Origin of the sequence: Symbiopectobacterium sp. RP (assembly GCF_050472005.1) — a bacterium.
In the GTDB taxonomy this organism is placed as follows: domain Bacteria; phylum Pseudomonadota; class Gammaproteobacteria; order Enterobacterales; family Enterobacteriaceae; genus Symbiopectobacterium.
The window spans coordinates 1361700-1378610 of sequence record NZ_JBGOGS010000001.1 but is presented as its reverse complement, the minus strand read 5'-3'; the positions used below and the strand labels follow the sequence as shown (position 1 = coordinate 1378610).

Sequence of the window (16911 nt, the reverse complement as noted above, 5' to 3'; positions counted from 1 at the left end):
CTCATTATGCGCGTCTCTGATTATGTGATGCAACGGCTGCACCAATCGGGTGTGAACGATCTATTTATGGTGACCGGTAGAGGTGTCCTGTATTTATCTGATGCTGCAGCTAAGCATCAGGAACTTAACTGTGTTTGCGTTCACCATGAGCAGGCTGGTGCTTACGCCGCCATGGCCTATTCCCAAGTGAATGGGGTATTAGGGGCTTGTTTGGTATCAACCGGTTGTGCAGCGACGAATGTGATAACCCCTGTGCTATGTGCTTGGCAAGATGATATTCCCATGGTCATTATTTCTGGGCAGAATACTTTAAAAGAAACAGTTGGTTATACAGGATTACCCATACGAACCTATGGCCAGCAAGAAGCTGACATCATTAGTTTGGTAAAACCAATTACCAAATATGCAGTAATGATCGATGATCCAACCAAAATTGCACTGGAAATGGATAAAGCGCTTTATATGGCCCAGCATGGACGCAAAGGACCTGTTTGGATTGATATCCCTTTAGATATTCAGAATATGCGCGTTGAGGAAGAGGAGCTTGAGCGTTATACACCCACTGAAGCTAAATTAAGTGCCTCACATGAAGATATTGATTGGCTGTGCGAAACGTTAGCTGGCGCTCAGCGGCCTGTTGTGGTCATTGGCAGCGGTGTTCGCTCGGCGGGAGCACAATCACTTTTCAGTGATTTCATCGAAAAAACGTCGATTCCTGTTGTATATTGCGCATCAGCTACAGATATTTATAAGTCCGAGCATCAATTATCCATTGGTGCTGTAGGCACAATGGCAACCAACCGGGCTGCAAATTTTGCTATGCAAAATTCTGATCTATTGGTCATCATTGGCGCTCGCATGACATCAATGACTACGGGATCTAATCCAGAAAAATTTGCTCGTGCGGCGCGTACTGTTGCTGTTGATATCGATGAAAACGAATTTCGCAAAGATAACTTGAAGGTTGAAAAGTTAATATTATCTGACGCGAGCGTTTTTTTAGAAAAAATCAATCAGAGAAACATTCTTGTTACCTGGAGTGATTGGGCTGAAAAATGCCTTCATTACAAAAAAATATTTCCCAAGTGCGAAGAAAAATATACAAAAAGCGACAAGATCGACCTGTACTATTTAGCTGATGTACTTTCGGAACATTTGGCTGATGACGCAGTTTTTGTGACTGACTCAGGCTTGGAAGGGTTGATTTTACCGACAACCATCTCGTTCCAGAAACAACAAAAATGCTTACATCCTGCTTCTCAAGGGGCTATGGGCTACGCGTTGCCTGCGGCTATCGGTGCCTATTTAAGCTCCCATAAGCAAGTGGTTACGGTGATTGGTGATGGCTCGATTATGATGAATTTGCAGGAGTTGCAAACAATAGCCTCCCACCAGTTGCCTATTAAAATCATTGTAGCTAATAATAATTGTTACGCGGTAATCAGAAAACGGCAGGTTGATTTATTCAGAACGCGCACCATTGGCACCGATGCGGATAATGGGGTGTCATGTCCAGATTTTTCAAAGGTGGCCCTGTGTTTTGGTCTTCATTATGAAAAAGTGGAAACGTCTGCAGATCTTAATGAAGCAATAGAGCGTGTTCTGAGTCACGACGGCCCCGTTATTTGTGAGGTCATGTGCCCTGAGGATCAAGAATATATTAATACATCGTATGTTCGCACCAGTAAAGGTCGCTTCGTCCAGCGTCCACTGGAAGATCAGGCACCATTTCTTGATCGTACGTTGTTTTTATCAGAAATGATCATTGACCCTATCGATCAATAAAATTTAGCTAAGAGGTCTGCTATGCCGGATGTGTTGTTAAAAAATGGAAAGTGTATTGGTAGTGGGAACCGACCGTATTTTATTGCTGAAGTTAACTCAAGCCACAATGGTGATATTGAAATAGCGCAGAAAATGATTGATAGCGCTAAAATGGCTGGGTGTGACTGTGTGAAATTCCAGTCTTGGTCTGCTGATTCGCTCTATTCAAAGGACTATTATGACAGTAATCCGATTGCAAAAAGAATCATTTCAAAATTCTCTCTTTCCGAAATTGAGTTATTAGAACTGGCAAAATACTGTCAGAGCGTAGGCATTGCATTTGCCTCAACGCCTTATTCTCGGTATGAAGTGGATTTTCTTGTAGATGAATGTGGAGTACCTTTTATCAAGGTAGCTTCGCAGGATGTGAATAACTATCCCTATCTTAAATACATCGCGAGTAAGCAAGTTCCTATTATTTTATCGACAGGGATGGCCGATATCGAAGAAGTGCACAAGGCTGTCGACGCCATTACATCACAGAATAATCAACAAATTATTCTATTGCACTGTGTGTCAATTTATCCTGCCGCACCGGAAACGATTAATCTTAATAATATTGTAGGTCTAAAAGCACTTTTTAAAGATTATCCCGTCGGTTTTTCTGATCATACATTAGATATAGAGATTCCAACGGCATCGATTGCGTTAGGAGCGACGGTCATTGAAAAGCATCTTACTCTGGATAAAACCAAAATGGGGATGGATAACAACATGGCCATTGAACCGGATGAGATGAAACAGTTGGTTGATCAATGTAATAATGTTTATCTGAGTATGGGAAGCGAAACTCGCGTCGTTTCTGCGCTAGAATTGGCTCAGCGTGAAAAGATGCGTCGTAGTGTGGTTTTTGTTCGAGATTTACCGGCCGGACATCAGCTGCAAATCGAAGATTTCGATGTTAAACGTCCTGGAACGGGTCTCGCCCCTGAGTGGATCGAGCAATTGGCAGGATTCACTCTGAAGAAGGATGTTAAAGCAGACAATTTAGTTTCTAGTGAAGATATTGTTGAAAAATTAAATTAACATGTATACTTGTACGGTTAACGGCGTGACAGTGAGGCGTTTTGTCTATCCTTATATTAACGCCAATATGTATTTCATCGTAGATAATGGACGAGCCATTGTCATCGATCCGCACCAGAGTGATGAGCTACACGCTTTATTAACATCACAGGATATCAATGATATCCTGATTTTGTTGACGCATGAGCATCCTGACCATACATCAGGGGTTAATTGGGTTCGGACATTTGCCGATTCTACGGTTATCTGTCAGGATTTTTGTGCTAAGAGTATAGCAATAGAAAAGAATAATCGCCCAGTGTTATTATTCTTTATCCTTGCTGAACAAGATAGAATCAATAATACCAATACGGCTGATGAATTTAATAAAATCTTCCCTCAATATGTATGTGTAGCGGATATAACCTTTTCTCAAGAGTACATTCACCAATGGCAAGGAAGAACAATAAAGTTTTTATCTACGCCAGGTCACTCTAAAGGGAGTGCAGTGATTATTTTTGATGAAATGATGATTTTTACCGGTGATTCGTTGTTGAAAAAAATCCCTGCTATCACGCGTTTCCCCGGTGGAAGTACAAAAGACTATAATAATATTACCCTACCTTTTCTAAAGTCATTAGATGAGGATATGCTTTGTTTTCCTGGTCATGGAGATGAAGGCACGCTTAAGGAGATATTTCATGATTTTTAACTTTTCTAAATATTCTGACAATACTGCCGTCGTTACTGAGCAAGGTAATACAGTCTCTTATCGAGAGATTGATGAACTTTGCTCCAGACTTGCTCAGAATTTAAAAAAAAGATCATTGATATTTAACTTGAGTGCTAACTGTTTGGGGTCATTAATCGGATATTTGATGGCATTAAAGTATGGCCATGTGTCATTAATGCTAAGTGAGTATATTAACGAGGAACAACTTAATAATTATATATCAATTTATCAGCCTGAATATATATATGTTCCTCAAGCTCTATCTGGCCGATTCTCCTATCCTGTCATTTATACAGCACATGAATATTCGTTGTTAAGCGTATCCAAGAAACAAACAGATATGCATGATGAATTGGCATTGCTGCTGACCACATCAGGCTCGACGGGGAGTCCAAAATTAGTACGACAAAGTTATAATAATTTGGCAGCTAATACTGCATCTATTGTTGAATATCTCAATATTACAGCCTCTGAACGGGCTATTACGTCATTGCCCATGAATTATACGTATGGGCTTTCGGTCATTAATTCTCATTTAAGTCGTGGGGCCAGTTTATTTCTTACGAAAACGACTGTGATGCAGAGAGACTTTTGGGCTCAGATGACACAATATCGCATTACGTCTTTAGCTGGCGTCCCTTTCACTTATGAGATGTTGAAAAGACTCCGTTTCACATCATTAGCATTGCCTGATTTAAAAACGCTGACGCAAGCAGGGGGAAAATTGTCTCCTGATTTGCACCGTGTCTTCGCGCATTATGCGAAGGATAACAATAAATCTTTTGTTGTAATGTACGGTGCTGCTGAAGCAACGGCTCGTATGGCGTACCTACCCTCTGATAAAGCTATCGATAAATGTGGCAGTATAGGTAAAGCTATCCCCGGCGGAGAATTTGCACTCTGTGATGAACGAGGAAACCTTATTGCCCAGGAGGGCGAGGTTGGTGAGCTGATTTATTGGGGAGACAATGTTGTATTAGGTTATGCGGAATGCCGTGAGGATCTTCAAAAGGGAAATGAATTCCAAGGGCGCCTTTCTACCGCTGATATTGCTCGCTTTGACAGTGAAGGATACTATTATGTTGTTGGACGGAAAAAACGGTTCCTCAAAATTTTTGGCAATCGAGTCGGTTTAGATGAGGTTGAAGTACAACTTCGTGACGCTTTTCCTGATATTCACTGTGCGTGCGCCGGCATTGATGACAAAATGTATGTATTTATTACGGATGATAGTGTTAGCGCCCAAGTCAAGCGTTTCTTGGTTGAGCAGACCCAACTGAATCATATCGCCTTCAAGATTATCACGCTCGACAGCATTCCAAAAAATGGAGCCGGAAAAACGCTCTATTCACAACTGGAAGCATATTATAATGCAATATGATGATATTCTTCACTCTTTGCCTTACTCACTTAATAGAGAAGAAAAGCGCACTTTGATTTTGCAGCGTTTATCCGATCTGACGGCGCACCATTATGCGCATTGTTTGGCTTATCATCGCATTTTGAATGGTTTGAACCTGGCACAGGTAAATTATCAGGCAGTTGAAGATATTCCTTTTATTCCTATTTCTTTATTCAAAGAGATGGCGCTTTCCAGCGTTGCTTCGGACCAGATCGTAAAAACCATGACATCCTCTGGAACTACGGGACAACGCGTTTCCAAGATCTTTCTGAATAAAGCAACGGCTGCTAATCAACAAAAGACTTTAGTAAAGATTGTTAATGATTTTATTGGCCCATCGCGATTGCCATTGTTGATTATCGATTCTCCATCGATCATGAAAGATCGTCGACTTTTTTCGGCCCGTGGCGCCGGTATCCTCGGTTTTTCGATTTTTGGTACTGATAGAACCTATGCGTTGGACGATAATATGGAGTTAGATTTTCCAACAATCCATGCTTTTCTGGATAAGCATCGTGGTAAACCTATCTTGCTGTTCGGTTTTACATTTATGGTATGGCAGCATTTCTATAAGCAGCTGCTTGCAAACGATAAAAAAATAGATCTCTCCTCTGGCATATTAATCCATGGTGGCGGTTGGAAAAAATTACAGTCTGAGGCAGTCTCTCCAGCTGGATTTGTTGCTGCATTGAATCAAGTTTGTGGCATACAACGCGTCCACGATTATTATGGGATGGTTGAACAAACCGGCTGTATCTACATGCAATGTGAAGAAGGCCATCTGCATGCCAGTATTTTCTCCGATATTATTATTCGCAATCACAACGATTTTTCGGTATGTGCTGAGGGAGAGCCGGGCATTATTCAGGTGCTGTCTCTGATCCCCGAATCATATCCTGGACACTCTCTTCTCACCGAAGATCGGGGAGTCATATTGGGAGAAGACAATTGCCCCTGTGGTCGTAAGGGCAAATACTTCAAGATTCTTGGGCGTTTAAAAAATGCTGAACTGCGAGGATGTAGTGATACCTATGCAGCACAATTTTGAGAACACATCTTTTTTGGTGGGGAATATCACTGCACTCCAGCAGATGAATAGTGTGCGCGCGCGCTCCCTGTTTGATGAAGAAATCATCGATTTTTTGAACAGTCTGGCAAAACGCTTATTCCTTAATCCATTAGCAAAAACCTACCCTGATGCGATTAGTTTTGCTTTTTGGTGCCGCAAGAGTTCTGTATTAGGAATGAAACAGGGATATCAGGATTTGTCGACCCGTTGTGGGCGTGGTATCGCATTTCATATTGCCCCCTCTAACGTTGCCGTCAACTTCGCCTACTCGCTGGTTGCAGGGCTGTTGAGTGGCAATGCGAATGTTGTCAGGGTGCCATCGCGTGATTTTCAGCAGGTAGAGATCATTTGTCACGAAATAAAGATGGCATTGCAAGAGCATCCGCAGATTTCACCTTATATTTGCCTGATACGTTACGATCGTGATAAAGCAACTAATGATTGGCTTTCTGCACGTTGTCATAGCCGGTTGATCTGGGGAGGTGACGCCACGATCATGGCGCTCCGCGAATCACCTATGCCAGCGCGAAGCATCGATATTACCTTCGCAAATCGTTATTCTTTTGCATTGGTGGATGCGGCTCATTATTTGTCAGTACCGGATAAACGTGCTGTAGCTGAACATTTTTATAATGATACTTTCTTGACGGATCAAAATGCCTGCACTTCGCCAGGGTTAATTATCTGGTTAGGTCGCGATGATGAGGTGAACTCGGCACGTGCGACGTTTTGGGCTGAATTTGAAGCATTTTCTCAGGAGAGATATATCCTTCAAGAAGCTGTTGCTATCAAAAAATTGACTCAGTTTTGCCTGTTGAGTAGTGCACGTGAAGGGGTAACGAAAGTATCTGGGGATAGAAATCTGGTTTATCGTGTCCAGTTGGACTCCCTAGATGAAAAAACGATGAGCTTCACTGGCGCTGGTGGCTATTTTATGGAGTATCTGGCGCATGATATAAGTGAAATATATCCTGTGTGTGATGAGCGCTGTCAGACAATCTCTGTGTTGGGAATAACCAATAACACGCTTGCTACCTTTCTTTCTCAGTATCACCCCAAAGGGGTCGATCGTATTGTTCCTATGGGAAGAAGTATGGACTTCAGTTTACAATGGGATGGTTATGATCTGATTTACACGCTCTCACGGACCATCAATCTTACACTCTAAAACTTGATCTGTTGTTGCCGCTCAATTCATTGAGATAAAGCAGTCAATAATTGTACTAGCTCAGACCTGATCTGACAGTTACCGATTATTTATACAGGTGTCTGTCAGATTACATCTGGTTCAGATTCTTTTCTGCCCAGCTCCGTTTTCCATCGAGTAAAGTGGCCATCGGCGTACGCCCGCAGCACATTTTTCCCTGATGAGTTCGCTCATTATTGTAATGCCACAACCAGTTGTCCAGATCTACCTGCAGACTTTCCAGGTCTCCATATAACTTCTTGCGGAACGTAACCTGATAAAAATCCTGCAAAATGGTTTTATGGAAGCGCTCGCAGATGCCGTTCGTCTGCGGAGACATCGCCTTCGTTTTCGTATGCTCGATATCGTTGATAGCCAGATAAAGCTGATAATCATGCTGCTCCACTTTACCACAGTACTCCGTACCCCTGTCGGTCAGTATTCTCAGCACCGGCAGTCCCTGAGCCTCGTAGAACGGGAGTACGCGATCATTGAGCAGGTCGGCGGCGGTGAGCGGTGTTTTATTCGTATACAGCTTGCAGTGTGCCACTTTCGAGTACGTATCCACGAACGTCTGCTGGTAGATACGGCCCACCCCCTTCAGATTGCCCACGTAGAAGGTGTCCTGTGAGCCCAAATACCCGGGATGTGCCGTCTCGATTTCACCGCAGGCCTCATCATCGTGCGCCTTCTTCTCCAGGGCTGCGATTTGAGCGTCGGTAAGGACAATGCCTTCTCTGGCGACCTTTTCCTCAAGCGCCTTCAGGCGTTTACGGAAGTTCTCCAGGTCGTGTCGTTGCCAGATGGAGCGCACGCCGCTGCCGGAGATAAACACGCCTTTTTTACGCAGCTCATTACTGGTCCGGTGCTGCCCATGGGGCGGGAACTCAATAGCATAATCAATAACCGTGCGTTCAGTGGCTTCGTCGGCGCGGTTCTTCAGGTTCGGAACCCGGCGGTTCTGGTTAACCAGCGCATCAATGCCGCCTTCAGCAGCCAGTTCCTGATAACGGTAAAATGTATCGCGTGACACGCCCATGCTCTTGCAGGCTTTTGATACGTTACCGAGTTCTTCGGCGAGATTGAGCAGGCCGGCTTTGTGTTTGATAATGTGTACTAGCTCAGACCTGATCTGACAGTTACCGATTATTTATACAGGTGTCTGTCAGATTACATCTGGTTCAGATTCTTTTCTGCCCTGATCCGTTTTCCATCGAGTAAAGTGGACATCGGCGTACGCCCGCAGCACATTTTTCCCTGATGAGTTCGCTCATTATTGTAATGCCACAACCAGTTGTCCAGATCTACCTGCAGGCTTTCCAGGTCTCCATATAACTTCTTGCCGAACGTAACCTGATAAAAATCCTGCAAAATGGTTTTATGGAAGCGCTCGCAGATGCCGTTCGTCTGCGGAGACATCGCCTTCGTTTTCGTATGCTCGATATCGTTGATAGCCAGATAAAGCTGATAATCATGCTGCTCCACTTTACCACAGTACTCCGTACCCCTGTCGGTCAGTATTCTCAGCACCGGCAGTCCCTGAGCCTCGTAGAACGGGAGTACGCGATCATTGAGCAGGTCGGCGGCGGTGAGCGGTGTTTTATTCGTATACAGCTTGCAGTGTGCCACTTTCGAGTACGTATCCACGAACGTCTGCTGGTAGATACGGCCCACCCCCTTCAGATTGCCCACGTAGAAGGTGTCCTGCGAGCCCAGATACCCGGGATGTGCCGTCTCGATTTCACCGCAGGCCTCATCATCGTGCGCCTTCTTCTCCAGGGCTGCGATTTGAGCGTCGGTAAGGACAATGCCTTCTCTGGCGACCTTTTCCTCAAGCGCCTTCAGGCGTTTACGGAAGTTCTCCAGGTCGTGTCGTTGCCAGATGGAGCGCACGCCGCTGCCGGAGATAAACACGCCTTTTTTACACAGCTCATTACAGGTCCGGTGCTGCCCATGGGGCGGGAACTCAATAGCATAATCAACAACCGTGCGTTCAGTGGCTTCGTCGGCGCGGTTCTTCAGGTTCGGAACCCGGCGGTTCTGGTTAACCAGCGCATCAATGGCGCCTTCAGCAGCCAGTTCCTGATAACGGTAAAATGTATCGCGTGACACGCCCATGCTCTTGCAGGCTTTTGATACGTTACCGAGTTCTTCGGCGAGATTGAGCAGGCCGGCTTTGTGTTTGATAATGGGATTGTTAGTATGAAGCATGAGAGTTACCTCGCGTTTTGTTTAAGGATTAGACACCCATATCAAAACCGGTAACTCTCAACCTTTCAAGGTCCAGTGTCAGATCTAGTCGCGACTAATACAGATTAAGCGATGACCGAATATCACCTGAAACTTCCTTATCCACCAAGCCTAAACACCTACTGGCGACACGCACGAGATCGGCACTACATCAGCGAGAAAGGCAAAGCATACCGACAAAGCATCATCCAGATAATTCAACAGCAACACCTCGATATCAACACCTCAGCAAGACTGAAAATTGCCATCACCGCCCACGCACCAAACAAACGACGCCGTGATCTCGATAACCTGCAAAAGGCGGTTTTCGATGCGCTCACGCATGCGGGCTTCATGCTGGACGACGAACAGATAGACGATTTCAGTGTAAAACGCGGGCAACAAGAGCGTGGAGGCAGTCTGGATATAGCCAAGCGACTTAATTTTGATTACACCATATGGACTGAGAACAAAATCTCTGTATCGCAACCACTCTCTCTTTTTTTGCTTTTTGCTTGTGCCCATTTATGCTCAATTGGGTTATAGCCAAGCGACATTATTTTGATAACAATTAGCTGTATTTTTTTACCACATATCAGGGCATTGGCTGTAATCATTTTTAAGTCGGTTGGTTATAAGATCTGGCGAATATGTAGGCAAATACTCCACCATATACCCTGCATCAATGATGACTTGTTGAATATTATGTTTTTTGTGAAAAGTTGCATTGTCCATCACGATTACCCTGTTTTTAGGGAGTACTGGGATAAGGACTTGTGTGACCCAGGAATAGAAAACATCGCTGTTAATATTGATATCAAATAATCCAATAGCAAACAGCGTTGTGCCTAATAACGCGCCGATAACATTTGTTCTTCCCTTGGCTCCCCCGTTCTTCAGCCCAAAACACCGTTGACCTTTTGGGGAATAGCCGTGAGTCCGTGGGGTATCGTGTGGAAAACCATTTTCATCAATAAAAACAATAGGTTTTCCTTCTTTTTCATACTGTTGTATTTTTTGTTGAAATGCTTGCCGGGCGCTTTCGTCGGCTTTCGGATGACGTAGCGTTTTTTTATAGGTCAATCCCAGCTTTTTAAGAGCTTGCCAAATGGCCTTCTGACAAACGCCAAAACGCTCTGCACGTTCTTTTTGGTAAGCATCTGGATATGGTTCAACATCTTTTATCAACTCGGATTTATCGATCTTTCGCTGACGCGTGGTTGATGCTTTTGACGCTATTTGATTAATCCAACGCGATACAGAGGCAGGGGCAATCCGAAATTGCTTCGCTGTTTCTCGGATACTCAACCCTTCTTCTTCCCGTGTAGATATCACTTTACGTCTAAAATCAATTAAATAGCTCATTTAAATAATGTAATCAAAATTAAGTCGTTTAGCTATATCGTCATCACGGAATTGGAGGACGCCTGATGTTTACCGATATCAACGCAGCGATTATCAGCTTTATCTGGCTATCAACGATATAGTCAACCGACTTAAAAATGATTACAGCCAATGCCCTGATATGTGGCAAAAAAATACAGCTAATTGTTATCAAAATAATGTCGCTTGGCTATATCGAGCATACGAAAACGAAGGCGATGTTTCCGCAGACGAACGGCATCTGCGAGCGCTTCCATAAAACCATTTTTCAGGATTTTTATCAGGTTACGTTCCGCAAGAAGTTATATGGAGACCTGGAAAGCCTGCAGGTAGATCTGGACAACTGGTTGTGGCATTACAATAATGAGCGAACTCATCAGGGAAAAATGTGCTGCGGGCGTACGCCGATGGTCACTTTACTCGATGGAAAACGGATATGGGCAGAAAAGAATCTGAACCAGATGTAATCTGACAGACACCTGTATAAATAATCGGTAACTGTCAGATCAGGTCTGAGCTAGTACAGATATTGATACCCAGCGCCAAGAATACAGACTTATTGATAACGCGGCTGTCCTGCCGGACTTTCAGAACGATACAGTCAAGGTAAACAATGGGATAAACCGCATCCAGAGGGCGATTTTGCCATTCAACAACCTGCTCCATAACGGCATCGGTGACCTTCGATACCAGGGCGGGTGAGACATCCGCGTCATACAGTTTTTTGAACGCAGCGGCAATTTCGCGGGTGGTCATCCCTTTGGCATACAACGATAAAATCTGGTTATCCATCCCGGTGAGCCTGGTCTGGTTCTTCTTCACCAGTTGCGGTTCAAAGGAACCATCACGATCACGTGGTGTACGCAGTTCCAGCGGACCATCGCCGGTGGTAACAGTCTTTGTGGAGTAGCCATTGCGCGTGTTAGTTCCAGATTTGGACTGGTGCTTCTCATGCCCGAGGTGATGGGTCATTTCAGCATTAAGGGCAGCCTCAACGCTGATCTTTTTCAGCAGGAGATCAAACGGGTTGAGAGCGTCAGGGGTTTTGAGATTTTTGGGCAGCTCGTTAGCCAGAGCCTGTAACTGTTTTTCGTCCATAAAGTAACCTGCTTTTGATGTTGGATTGAACATATCAAAATCAGGCAATTACACAATCTCGTGTACAGGCTCAAAAGGTCAACGGTGTTTTGGGCTGAAGAACGGGGGAGCCAAGGGAAGAACAAATGTTATCGGCGCTTTATTAGGCACAACGCTGTTTGCTATTGGATTATTTGATATCAATATTAACAGCGATGTTTTCTATTCCTGGGTCACACAAGTCCTTATCCCAGTACTCCCTAAAAACAGGGTAATCGTGATGGACAATGCAACTTTTCACAAAAAACATAATATTCAACAAGTCATCATCGATGCAGGGTATATGGTGGAGTATTTGCCTACATATTCGCCAGATCTTAACCCCATTGAGCATAAATGGGCACAAGCAAAAAGCAAAAAAAGAGAGAGTGGTTGCGATACAGAGATTTTCTTCTCAGTCCATTATGGTGTAATCAAAATTAAGTCGCTTGGCTATAACTGCCGCGATCGTTAGCGATCTTGCGGCGTTTTTCTGACTCGCGCCCAATAAAAAACGCCCCAGTCACCGAAGCGGCTAATACTCAGCCAAATCCGATTACGTGAAGTAAAAGGCCTGAAAGATAGAACATCTTACCTCTGTACCCTACGTCGTTAACTCTACCCTATTTTTTCGCCAGAACAAAGGTTTTTTTGTTGTTTAGTTTCATAAAAAATGGCTATGGGTCGAGCAAGTCACCCAATCCTGTAGTTTAATTACAGAAATGAATAACGTAATGCGCATTAAACGTTCAGTTGCAACACCCTGTTTTTCTGTACATTAATGCGCCTCATCCCAGTTTTTACCTTCGCCCACATCCACACGTAACGGAACGTTTAGTGACATACAACCTTCCATCAGGGTAGCGATCTTTTGTTTTGCTGCATCCAGCACCGACTCATGTACTTCGAACACCAATTCATCGTGTACCTGCATGATCATGTTCACCTGCGGCTGTTCTTGCTGTAGCCAACTATCGATCGCAATCATCGCTTTCTTGATGATATCGGCGGCAGTGCCCTGCATCGGGGCGTTAATGGCGGCACGTTCAGCTGCCTTGCGGCTCATCGCATTGCGTGAGTGGATATCCGGCAAATAGAGACGGCGCCCATCCAGCGTCTGCACGAACCCTTTCTCCGCACCTTCCTGACGGGTTCTTTCCATATACTCCTGCACGCCAGGGTAGCGCTCGAAATAGAGGTTCATATAGCGCTGCGACTCTGCACGGGGGATCCCCAACTGACGTGACAGACCGAAAGCACTCATGCCATAAATCAAACCAAAGTTGATGGCTTTGGCGCTGCGGCGCTGCTCTCCGGTGACGCGCTCCAGCGGCAAGCCAAAGACTTCTGCGGCGGTGGCGCGGTGAATGTCCAGCCCTTCAGCAAACGCGTTGAGCAACCCAGCGTCACCGGAAAGGTGCGCCATAATACGCAGTTCGATCTGAGAGTAGTCTGCCGCCACGATGCGATAGCCTTCAGGAGCAATAAACGCCTGACGAATGCGTCTCCCTTCATCGTTGCGTACCGGGATGTTTTGTAGATTGGGATCGCTGGAGGAAAGACGCCCCGTCGCCGTGACCGCCTGATGGTATGACGTGTGCACCCGCTGGGTCAGCGGATTGATCATCAGCGGCAGCCTGTCGGTGTAAGTCGATTTCAGTTTCGCCAGCCCACGATATTCCAGAATGCTTTTAGGCAGCGGATAGTCATGCGCCAGCTCTTCCAACACTTCTTCATTGGTGGAAGGGGCACCTTTCGGGGTTTTCTTTAGCACCGGCAGCTTTAGCTTATCGTATAAGATCCCCTGCAACTGCTTAGTGGAGGCAAGGTTAAACGCTTCACCGGCCAGTTCATGCACTTCGGTTTCAAGCTCAGCGAGACGTGTGGTCAGTTCCTGAGAATGCTGCGCCAAAATGCCCGCATCAATCAGTACCCCCTGACGCTCAATGCGTGACAACACCGGCACCAACGGCATATCAATATCACGGAACACCTTCACCAGTTCCCCTTGCTGTTGCAGCTTTTCCCACAGGGTTTGATGCAAATGCAAAGTGACATCCGCATCTTCTGCGGCATAGGTGCTGGCCTGTTCAACAGGAATCTGATTAAAGGTAAGCTGGTTCTTGCCTTTACCCGCAATCTCTTCAAACGAAATGGTTTTATGTTGCAGATAGCGTTCGGCCAAGCTGTCCATATAATGACGGCCTGCCACGCTGTTTAACACGTAAGACTCCACCATGGTGTCATACGCAATACCACGTAGCTCAATGTCATAACGCTTCATCACGCCCTGATCGAACTTCAGGTTCTGCCCAATTTTGCGCAGCGCGCTGTCTTCCAGCAGGGGTTTAAGCAATTCCAGTGTACGAGTTCTGTCGATTTGCTCCGGCGCATCCAGATAATCATGCGCCAACGGCAGATACGCCGCTTCACCCGGCCTCACCGCAAACGACATACCAATCAGATTGGCGCTCAGAGTATCCAAGCCGTCGGTTTCTGTATCAAACGCAAACTCTCCTGCCTTTTGGAGACGGGCAACCCACGACAGTAAGGTTTCTTCATCCTGAATAGTGATATAGTCTTCACGGCTCAAGGCAACAGTTGCTTCCGCTGGCGACTGTGGCTGCGTTTGTGCCGCAGGCGTTGGCTGCGGAACCGAAGATTGCCCCTTGCGACCTTGCATCCAGGTGCCGCTTTCCACATCGGCCATCCAGCGTTTGAAATCATAGCGCTTAAACAGCCCATGCAGCGCATCCACATCGGGTTCATTCACCGAGAGCTCAGTGCAGGTCAGCTCCAATTCGACGTCAGTTTTGATGGTCGCCAGCTGATAAGAGAGGTATGCCGCTTCTTTATGCTGTTCCAGCTTTTGCGCCATGGTCTTTGCGCCGCGAAAGGACAGCGTGGCGATTTTATCCAGATTACCGTACAGGGTATCTAATCCCCCCAACCCCTGGAGTAACGCCTGAGCCGTTTTTTCACCGACGCCCGGCACACCCGGAATATTATCCGATGCATCCCCCATCAGGGCCAGAAAATCGATAATCAGCTCCGGCGGAATACCGTATTTGTCGCAGACTTCCTGCGGCCCAAGCACCATATTGTTCATGGTGTTGATAAGCGTGATCGTCGGTGACACCAGTTGCGCCATATCTTTATCACCGGTGCTGATCAGTACCGGCGTACCCGCACTTTCTGCCTGACGCGCGAGCGTACCGATCACGTCATCCGCTTCCACACCGCCTACAGCCAACAAAGGCAACCCCATGGCACGCACCATCGCGTGCAGCGGCTCAATCTGCGCACGCAGATCGTCTGGCATCTGTGGGCGGTGCGCCTTGTAGTTTTCGAACAGTTCGTCGCGGAACGTTTTTCCTTTGGCATCAAACACCACAGCGACATGGCTGGGAGAGAACTGAAGCAACAGGCTGCGCAGCATATTCAGCACGCCATACATGGCACCTGTCGGCTCACCTGCGTTATTCGTCAAAGGAGGGAATGCGTGGTAGGCACGGTATAAATACGACGAGCCATCGACCAAAATTAACGGGTTTTGCGGAATCTGCACCATGTTCTGTTATGACCTATGTCGTCCATCATGGCGCTAAGCATGCCATAGCGCCATAAAAATACCGAGATTATTATTCAATAAGTTATAGCGTATCGATCGAAATTACTCGAAATTCGGTCGAAATTATTCAATCTCAGCCCACTCTGCCCCTCTTACATCTCGGTACTTATCGGTCATCTCGGATGACTTATGTCCTAGCAATTTTTGCGCATAATCCCTCCCTTTCTCATCGCTGTAAAGGCGCGCTGCCAAGCTTCTGATTTCATGAAATGGGGGAGGGTTACGTTCCCATGTTAATCCAGATGCCTTGCGAGCTTTCCGAAATCCAGCTGAGAGTGTTTTCGTAGAAAATTGCTCATGTCCTACATCGGCGACAATATGCGCTCCACCGTTGTTTAATCCCCTGAACTGGTTCAATACATCAGCAAGGCATAAATTGAGGCAGTCGATGCGGGTTGCCTCGGAGAACGCCAGCATCGTGCCTGTTTTCGCCTGCTTGATGTAAAGACGTCCGTCTTTGATATCCTCCCAGCGCAGTGCCTGTATATCCCCTAAACGTTGACCGGTGACTAAAGCAAGGTCAAGGCAGGGGCCGACCCATGCAGGTAAGGTATCCGCGGCCTTGCGTATGAGCCTCCACGCGTCCAGGGTTATGCGCTCACGTTGAATGTCTACACGCTGGTTGCGCGTAGCTTCGGCTGGATTGCTTTTGAATACCCCCTCAGCAATCGCTTCACGAAACAGGTCACGTAACAACGCTCTTATGCAGTTCGCCATTGTCACTTTCCCTGCGTTTACCCACTGATTAAGGAACGAGGCAATGTCTTTGGTTTCTACTTTATGAAGAACAAATTCCCCTAAATGGGCATTAACGGCCTTCAGGTATTTATGGTACTCGTTCATCGTTGTCGGCTTGAGTTTCCGTCCTTCGAGTATCGTCAGATAGCGTTCAGTCCATTCGCTAACTGTGGTCACCTGTGTGTCGTTGATGCGGTCAACGAGCGGTGACGGTTTTGATGAGCCATAAATCGCCATATTAGCGGCGAGGGCTTGTGTAATGGCCTCCTGTCGATGGCGGCCCAGGCCATATTCTTTTCCGGTGCGTGGGTCGCGGTAGCAAAAATAGCCGCCATTGCGCGGTTGCAGGTTTGGCGGCAAATCGCGGTTCTTATGGCTTCTCCGGCGTGCCATGTTTTATCCTCGATAACAGGGCGGGATGAAGGTAACCTGATGAGCGAAGGTTTTTATTCTGGGTGAGCTTGCAGGCATTTTCCTCAACCAGATACTCGCGCCCATCTCGTATCGGTGCGGGAAAAATCATTCCGCTCCTGACCAATCGCCTGACGGTTTCCATACAGCGCGGACGGGGTTGCCGCCGATTCCACTCGGATAA

At 46.2% G+C, this 16911-nt stretch carries 14 protein-coding genes and 3 pseudogenes; 9 read left to right on the top strand and 8 right to left on the bottom strand.

The genetic code is table 11. The features are described 5' to 3' along the window. Positions 1-6 precede the first annotated feature (6 nt). The 6 genes from ACD630_RS09200 (at position 7) to ACD630_RS09175 (ending at position 7201) form a co-directional block, all read left to right on the top strand. A complete protein-coding gene (locus ACD630_RS09200) occupies positions 7-1785 on the top strand; it encodes a thiamine pyrophosphate-binding protein (RefSeq protein ID WP_430358864.1) in 1779 nt (592 codons plus the stop codon). A 21-nt stretch (positions 1786-1806) separates the two neighbouring features. After that, the gene (locus ACD630_RS09195) at positions 1807-2850 is read left to right on the top strand and encodes an N-acetylneuraminate synthase family protein (RefSeq protein WP_430358863.1); all 1044 of its coding nucleotides are present in this window, start codon (positions 1807-1809) and stop codon (positions 2848-2850) included. Positions 2851-2917: 67 nt separating this feature from the next. After that, positions 2918-3541, top strand: coding sequence for an MBL fold metallo-hydrolase (locus ACD630_RS09190; protein ID WP_430358862.1), 624 nt, complete (start codon positions 2918-2920; stop codon positions 3539-3541). Then, positions 3531-4943, top strand: coding sequence for an AMP-binding protein (locus tag ACD630_RS09185; RefSeq protein ID WP_430358860.1), 1413 nt, complete (start codon positions 3531-3533; stop codon positions 4941-4943). Before ACD630_RS09190 ends, ACD630_RS09185 begins: the two co-directional genes overlap by 11 nt. Beyond that, positions 4930-6012, top strand: a complete 1083-nt coding sequence (locus ACD630_RS09180; RefSeq protein ID WP_430359965.1) for an acyl-protein synthetase — start codon at positions 4930-4932, stop codon at positions 6010-6012. The genes ACD630_RS09185 and ACD630_RS09180 overlap by 14 nt, the downstream gene beginning before the upstream one ends. Further along, complete coding sequence (locus ACD630_RS09175) at positions 5996-7201, top strand: acyl-CoA reductase (RefSeq protein WP_430358859.1); 1206 nt, start codon at positions 5996-5998, stop codon at positions 7199-7201. The genes ACD630_RS09180 and ACD630_RS09175 overlap by 17 nt, the downstream gene beginning before the upstream one ends. 109 nt (positions 7202-7310) lie before the next feature. Here ACD630_RS09175 and ACD630_RS09170 read toward each other — a convergent pair whose 3' ends face one another. Beyond that, complete coding sequence (locus ACD630_RS09170; protein ID WP_430359964.1) at positions 7311-8351, bottom strand: IS481 family transposase; 1041 nt, start codon at positions 8349-8351, stop codon at positions 7311-7313. A 38-nt stretch (positions 8352-8389) separates the two neighbouring features. Further along, positions 8390-9430: an IS481 family transposase gene (locus ACD630_RS09165; RefSeq protein WP_430358858.1), complete on the bottom strand. Its 1041-nt coding sequence runs from the start codon at positions 9428-9430 to the stop codon at positions 8390-8392. A 111-nt stretch (positions 9431-9541) separates the two neighbouring features. Here ACD630_RS09165 and ACD630_RS09160 point away from each other — a divergent pair. After that, positions 9542-9871: pseudogene (locus tag ACD630_RS09160) on the top strand (RusA family crossover junction endodeoxyribonuclease); the annotation flags it as partial. Positions 9872-9897: 26 nt separating this feature from the next. Here the strand turns inward: ACD630_RS09160 and ACD630_RS09155 are convergent. Further along, positions 9898-10065 (bottom strand): hypothetical protein, encoded by a 168-nt coding sequence (locus tag ACD630_RS09155; protein ID WP_430358857.1) that lies wholly within the window; start codon positions 10063-10065, stop codon positions 9898-9900. Further along, positions 10034-10813, bottom strand: a complete 780-nt coding sequence (locus ACD630_RS09150) for an IS630 family transposase (RefSeq protein WP_430358856.1) — start codon at positions 10811-10813, stop codon at positions 10034-10036. Before ACD630_RS09150 ends, ACD630_RS09155 begins: the two co-directional genes overlap by 32 nt. Before the next feature lie 212 nt (positions 10814-11025). Between ACD630_RS09150 and ACD630_RS09145 the strand changes: the two are divergent. After that, a pseudogene (locus ACD630_RS09145) lies at positions 11026-11298 on the top strand (integrase core domain-containing protein); the annotation flags it as partial. A 37-nt stretch (positions 11299-11335) separates the two neighbouring features. On the opposite strand, the pseudogene ACD630_RS09140 reads toward ACD630_RS09145, so the two are convergent. Then, a pseudogene (locus ACD630_RS09140) lies at positions 11336-11929 on the bottom strand (IS256 family transposase); the annotation flags it as partial. Positions 11930-11954: 25 nt separating this feature from the next. Between ACD630_RS09140 and ACD630_RS09135 the strand changes: the two are divergent. Continuing rightward, the gene (locus tag ACD630_RS09135; protein ID WP_430358855.1) at positions 11955-12422 is read left to right on the top strand and encodes a transposase; all 468 of its coding nucleotides are present in this window, start codon (positions 11955-11957) and stop codon (positions 12420-12422) included. 303 nt (positions 12423-12725) lie between these two features. On the opposite strand, the gene polA is transcribed toward ACD630_RS09135, so the two are convergent. From polA to ACD630_RS09120, 3 genes are all read right to left on the bottom strand, one after another. Further along, positions 12726-15518, bottom strand: a complete 2793-nt coding sequence (gene polA, locus ACD630_RS09130) for a DNA polymerase I (RefSeq protein ID WP_430358854.1) — start codon at positions 15516-15518, stop codon at positions 12726-12728. Positions 15519-15641: 123 nt separating this feature from the next. Then, the gene (locus ACD630_RS09125; RefSeq protein WP_430358820.1) at positions 15642-16709 is read right to left on the bottom strand and encodes a phage integrase Arm DNA-binding domain-containing protein; all 1068 of its coding nucleotides are present in this window, start codon (positions 16707-16709) and stop codon (positions 15642-15644) included. Further along, positions 16687-16872: an excisionase gene (locus ACD630_RS09120; RefSeq protein WP_430359962.1), complete on the bottom strand. Its 186-nt coding sequence runs from the start codon at positions 16870-16872 to the stop codon at positions 16687-16689. The genes ACD630_RS09125 and ACD630_RS09120 overlap by 23 nt, the downstream gene beginning before the upstream one ends. Between the last annotated feature and the right edge of the window lie 39 nt (positions 16873-16911).

Bases quoted from the DNA above. Each gene is read 5' to 3' on its own strand.
- ACD630_RS09200 (WP_430358864.1), top strand. From the start codon at position 7: ATGCGCGTCTCTGATTATGTGATGCAACGGCTGCACCAATCGGGTGTG.
- ACD630_RS09195 (WP_430358863.1), top strand. From the start codon at position 1,807: ATGCCGGATGTGTTGTTAAAAAATGGAAAGTGTATTGGTAGTGGGAAC.
- ACD630_RS09190 (WP_430358862.1), top strand. From the start codon at position 2,918: ATGTATTTCATCGTAGATAATGGACGAGCCATTGTCATCGATCCGCAC.
- ACD630_RS09185 (WP_430358860.1), top strand. From the start codon at position 3,531: ATGATTTTTAACTTTTCTAAATATTCTGACAATACTGCCGTCGTTACT.
- ACD630_RS09175 (WP_430358859.1), top strand. From the start codon at position 5,996: ATGCAGCACAATTTTGAGAACACATCTTTTTTGGTGGGGAATATCACT.
- ACD630_RS09165 (WP_430358858.1), bottom strand. From the start codon at position 9,430: ATGCTTCATACTAACAATCCCATTATCAAACACAAAGCCGGCCTGCTC.
- ACD630_RS09155 (WP_430358857.1), bottom strand. From the start codon at position 10,065: ATGATTACAGCCAATGCCCTGATATGTGGTAAAAAAATACAGCTAATT.
- ACD630_RS09150 (WP_430358856.1), bottom strand. From the start codon at position 10,813: ATGAGCTATTTAATTGATTTTAGACGTAAAGTGATATCTACACGGGAA.
- polA (WP_430358854.1), bottom strand. From the start codon at position 15,518: ATGGTGCAGATTCCGCAAAACCCGTTAATTTTGGTCGATGGCTCGTCG.
- ACD630_RS09125 (WP_430358820.1), bottom strand. From the start codon at position 16,709: ATGGCACGCCGGAGAAGCCATAAGAACCGCGATTTGCCGCCAAACCTG.
- ACD630_RS09120 (WP_430359962.1), bottom strand. From the start codon at position 16,872: ATGGAAACCGTCAGGCGATTGGTCAGGAGCGGAATGATTTTTCCCGCA.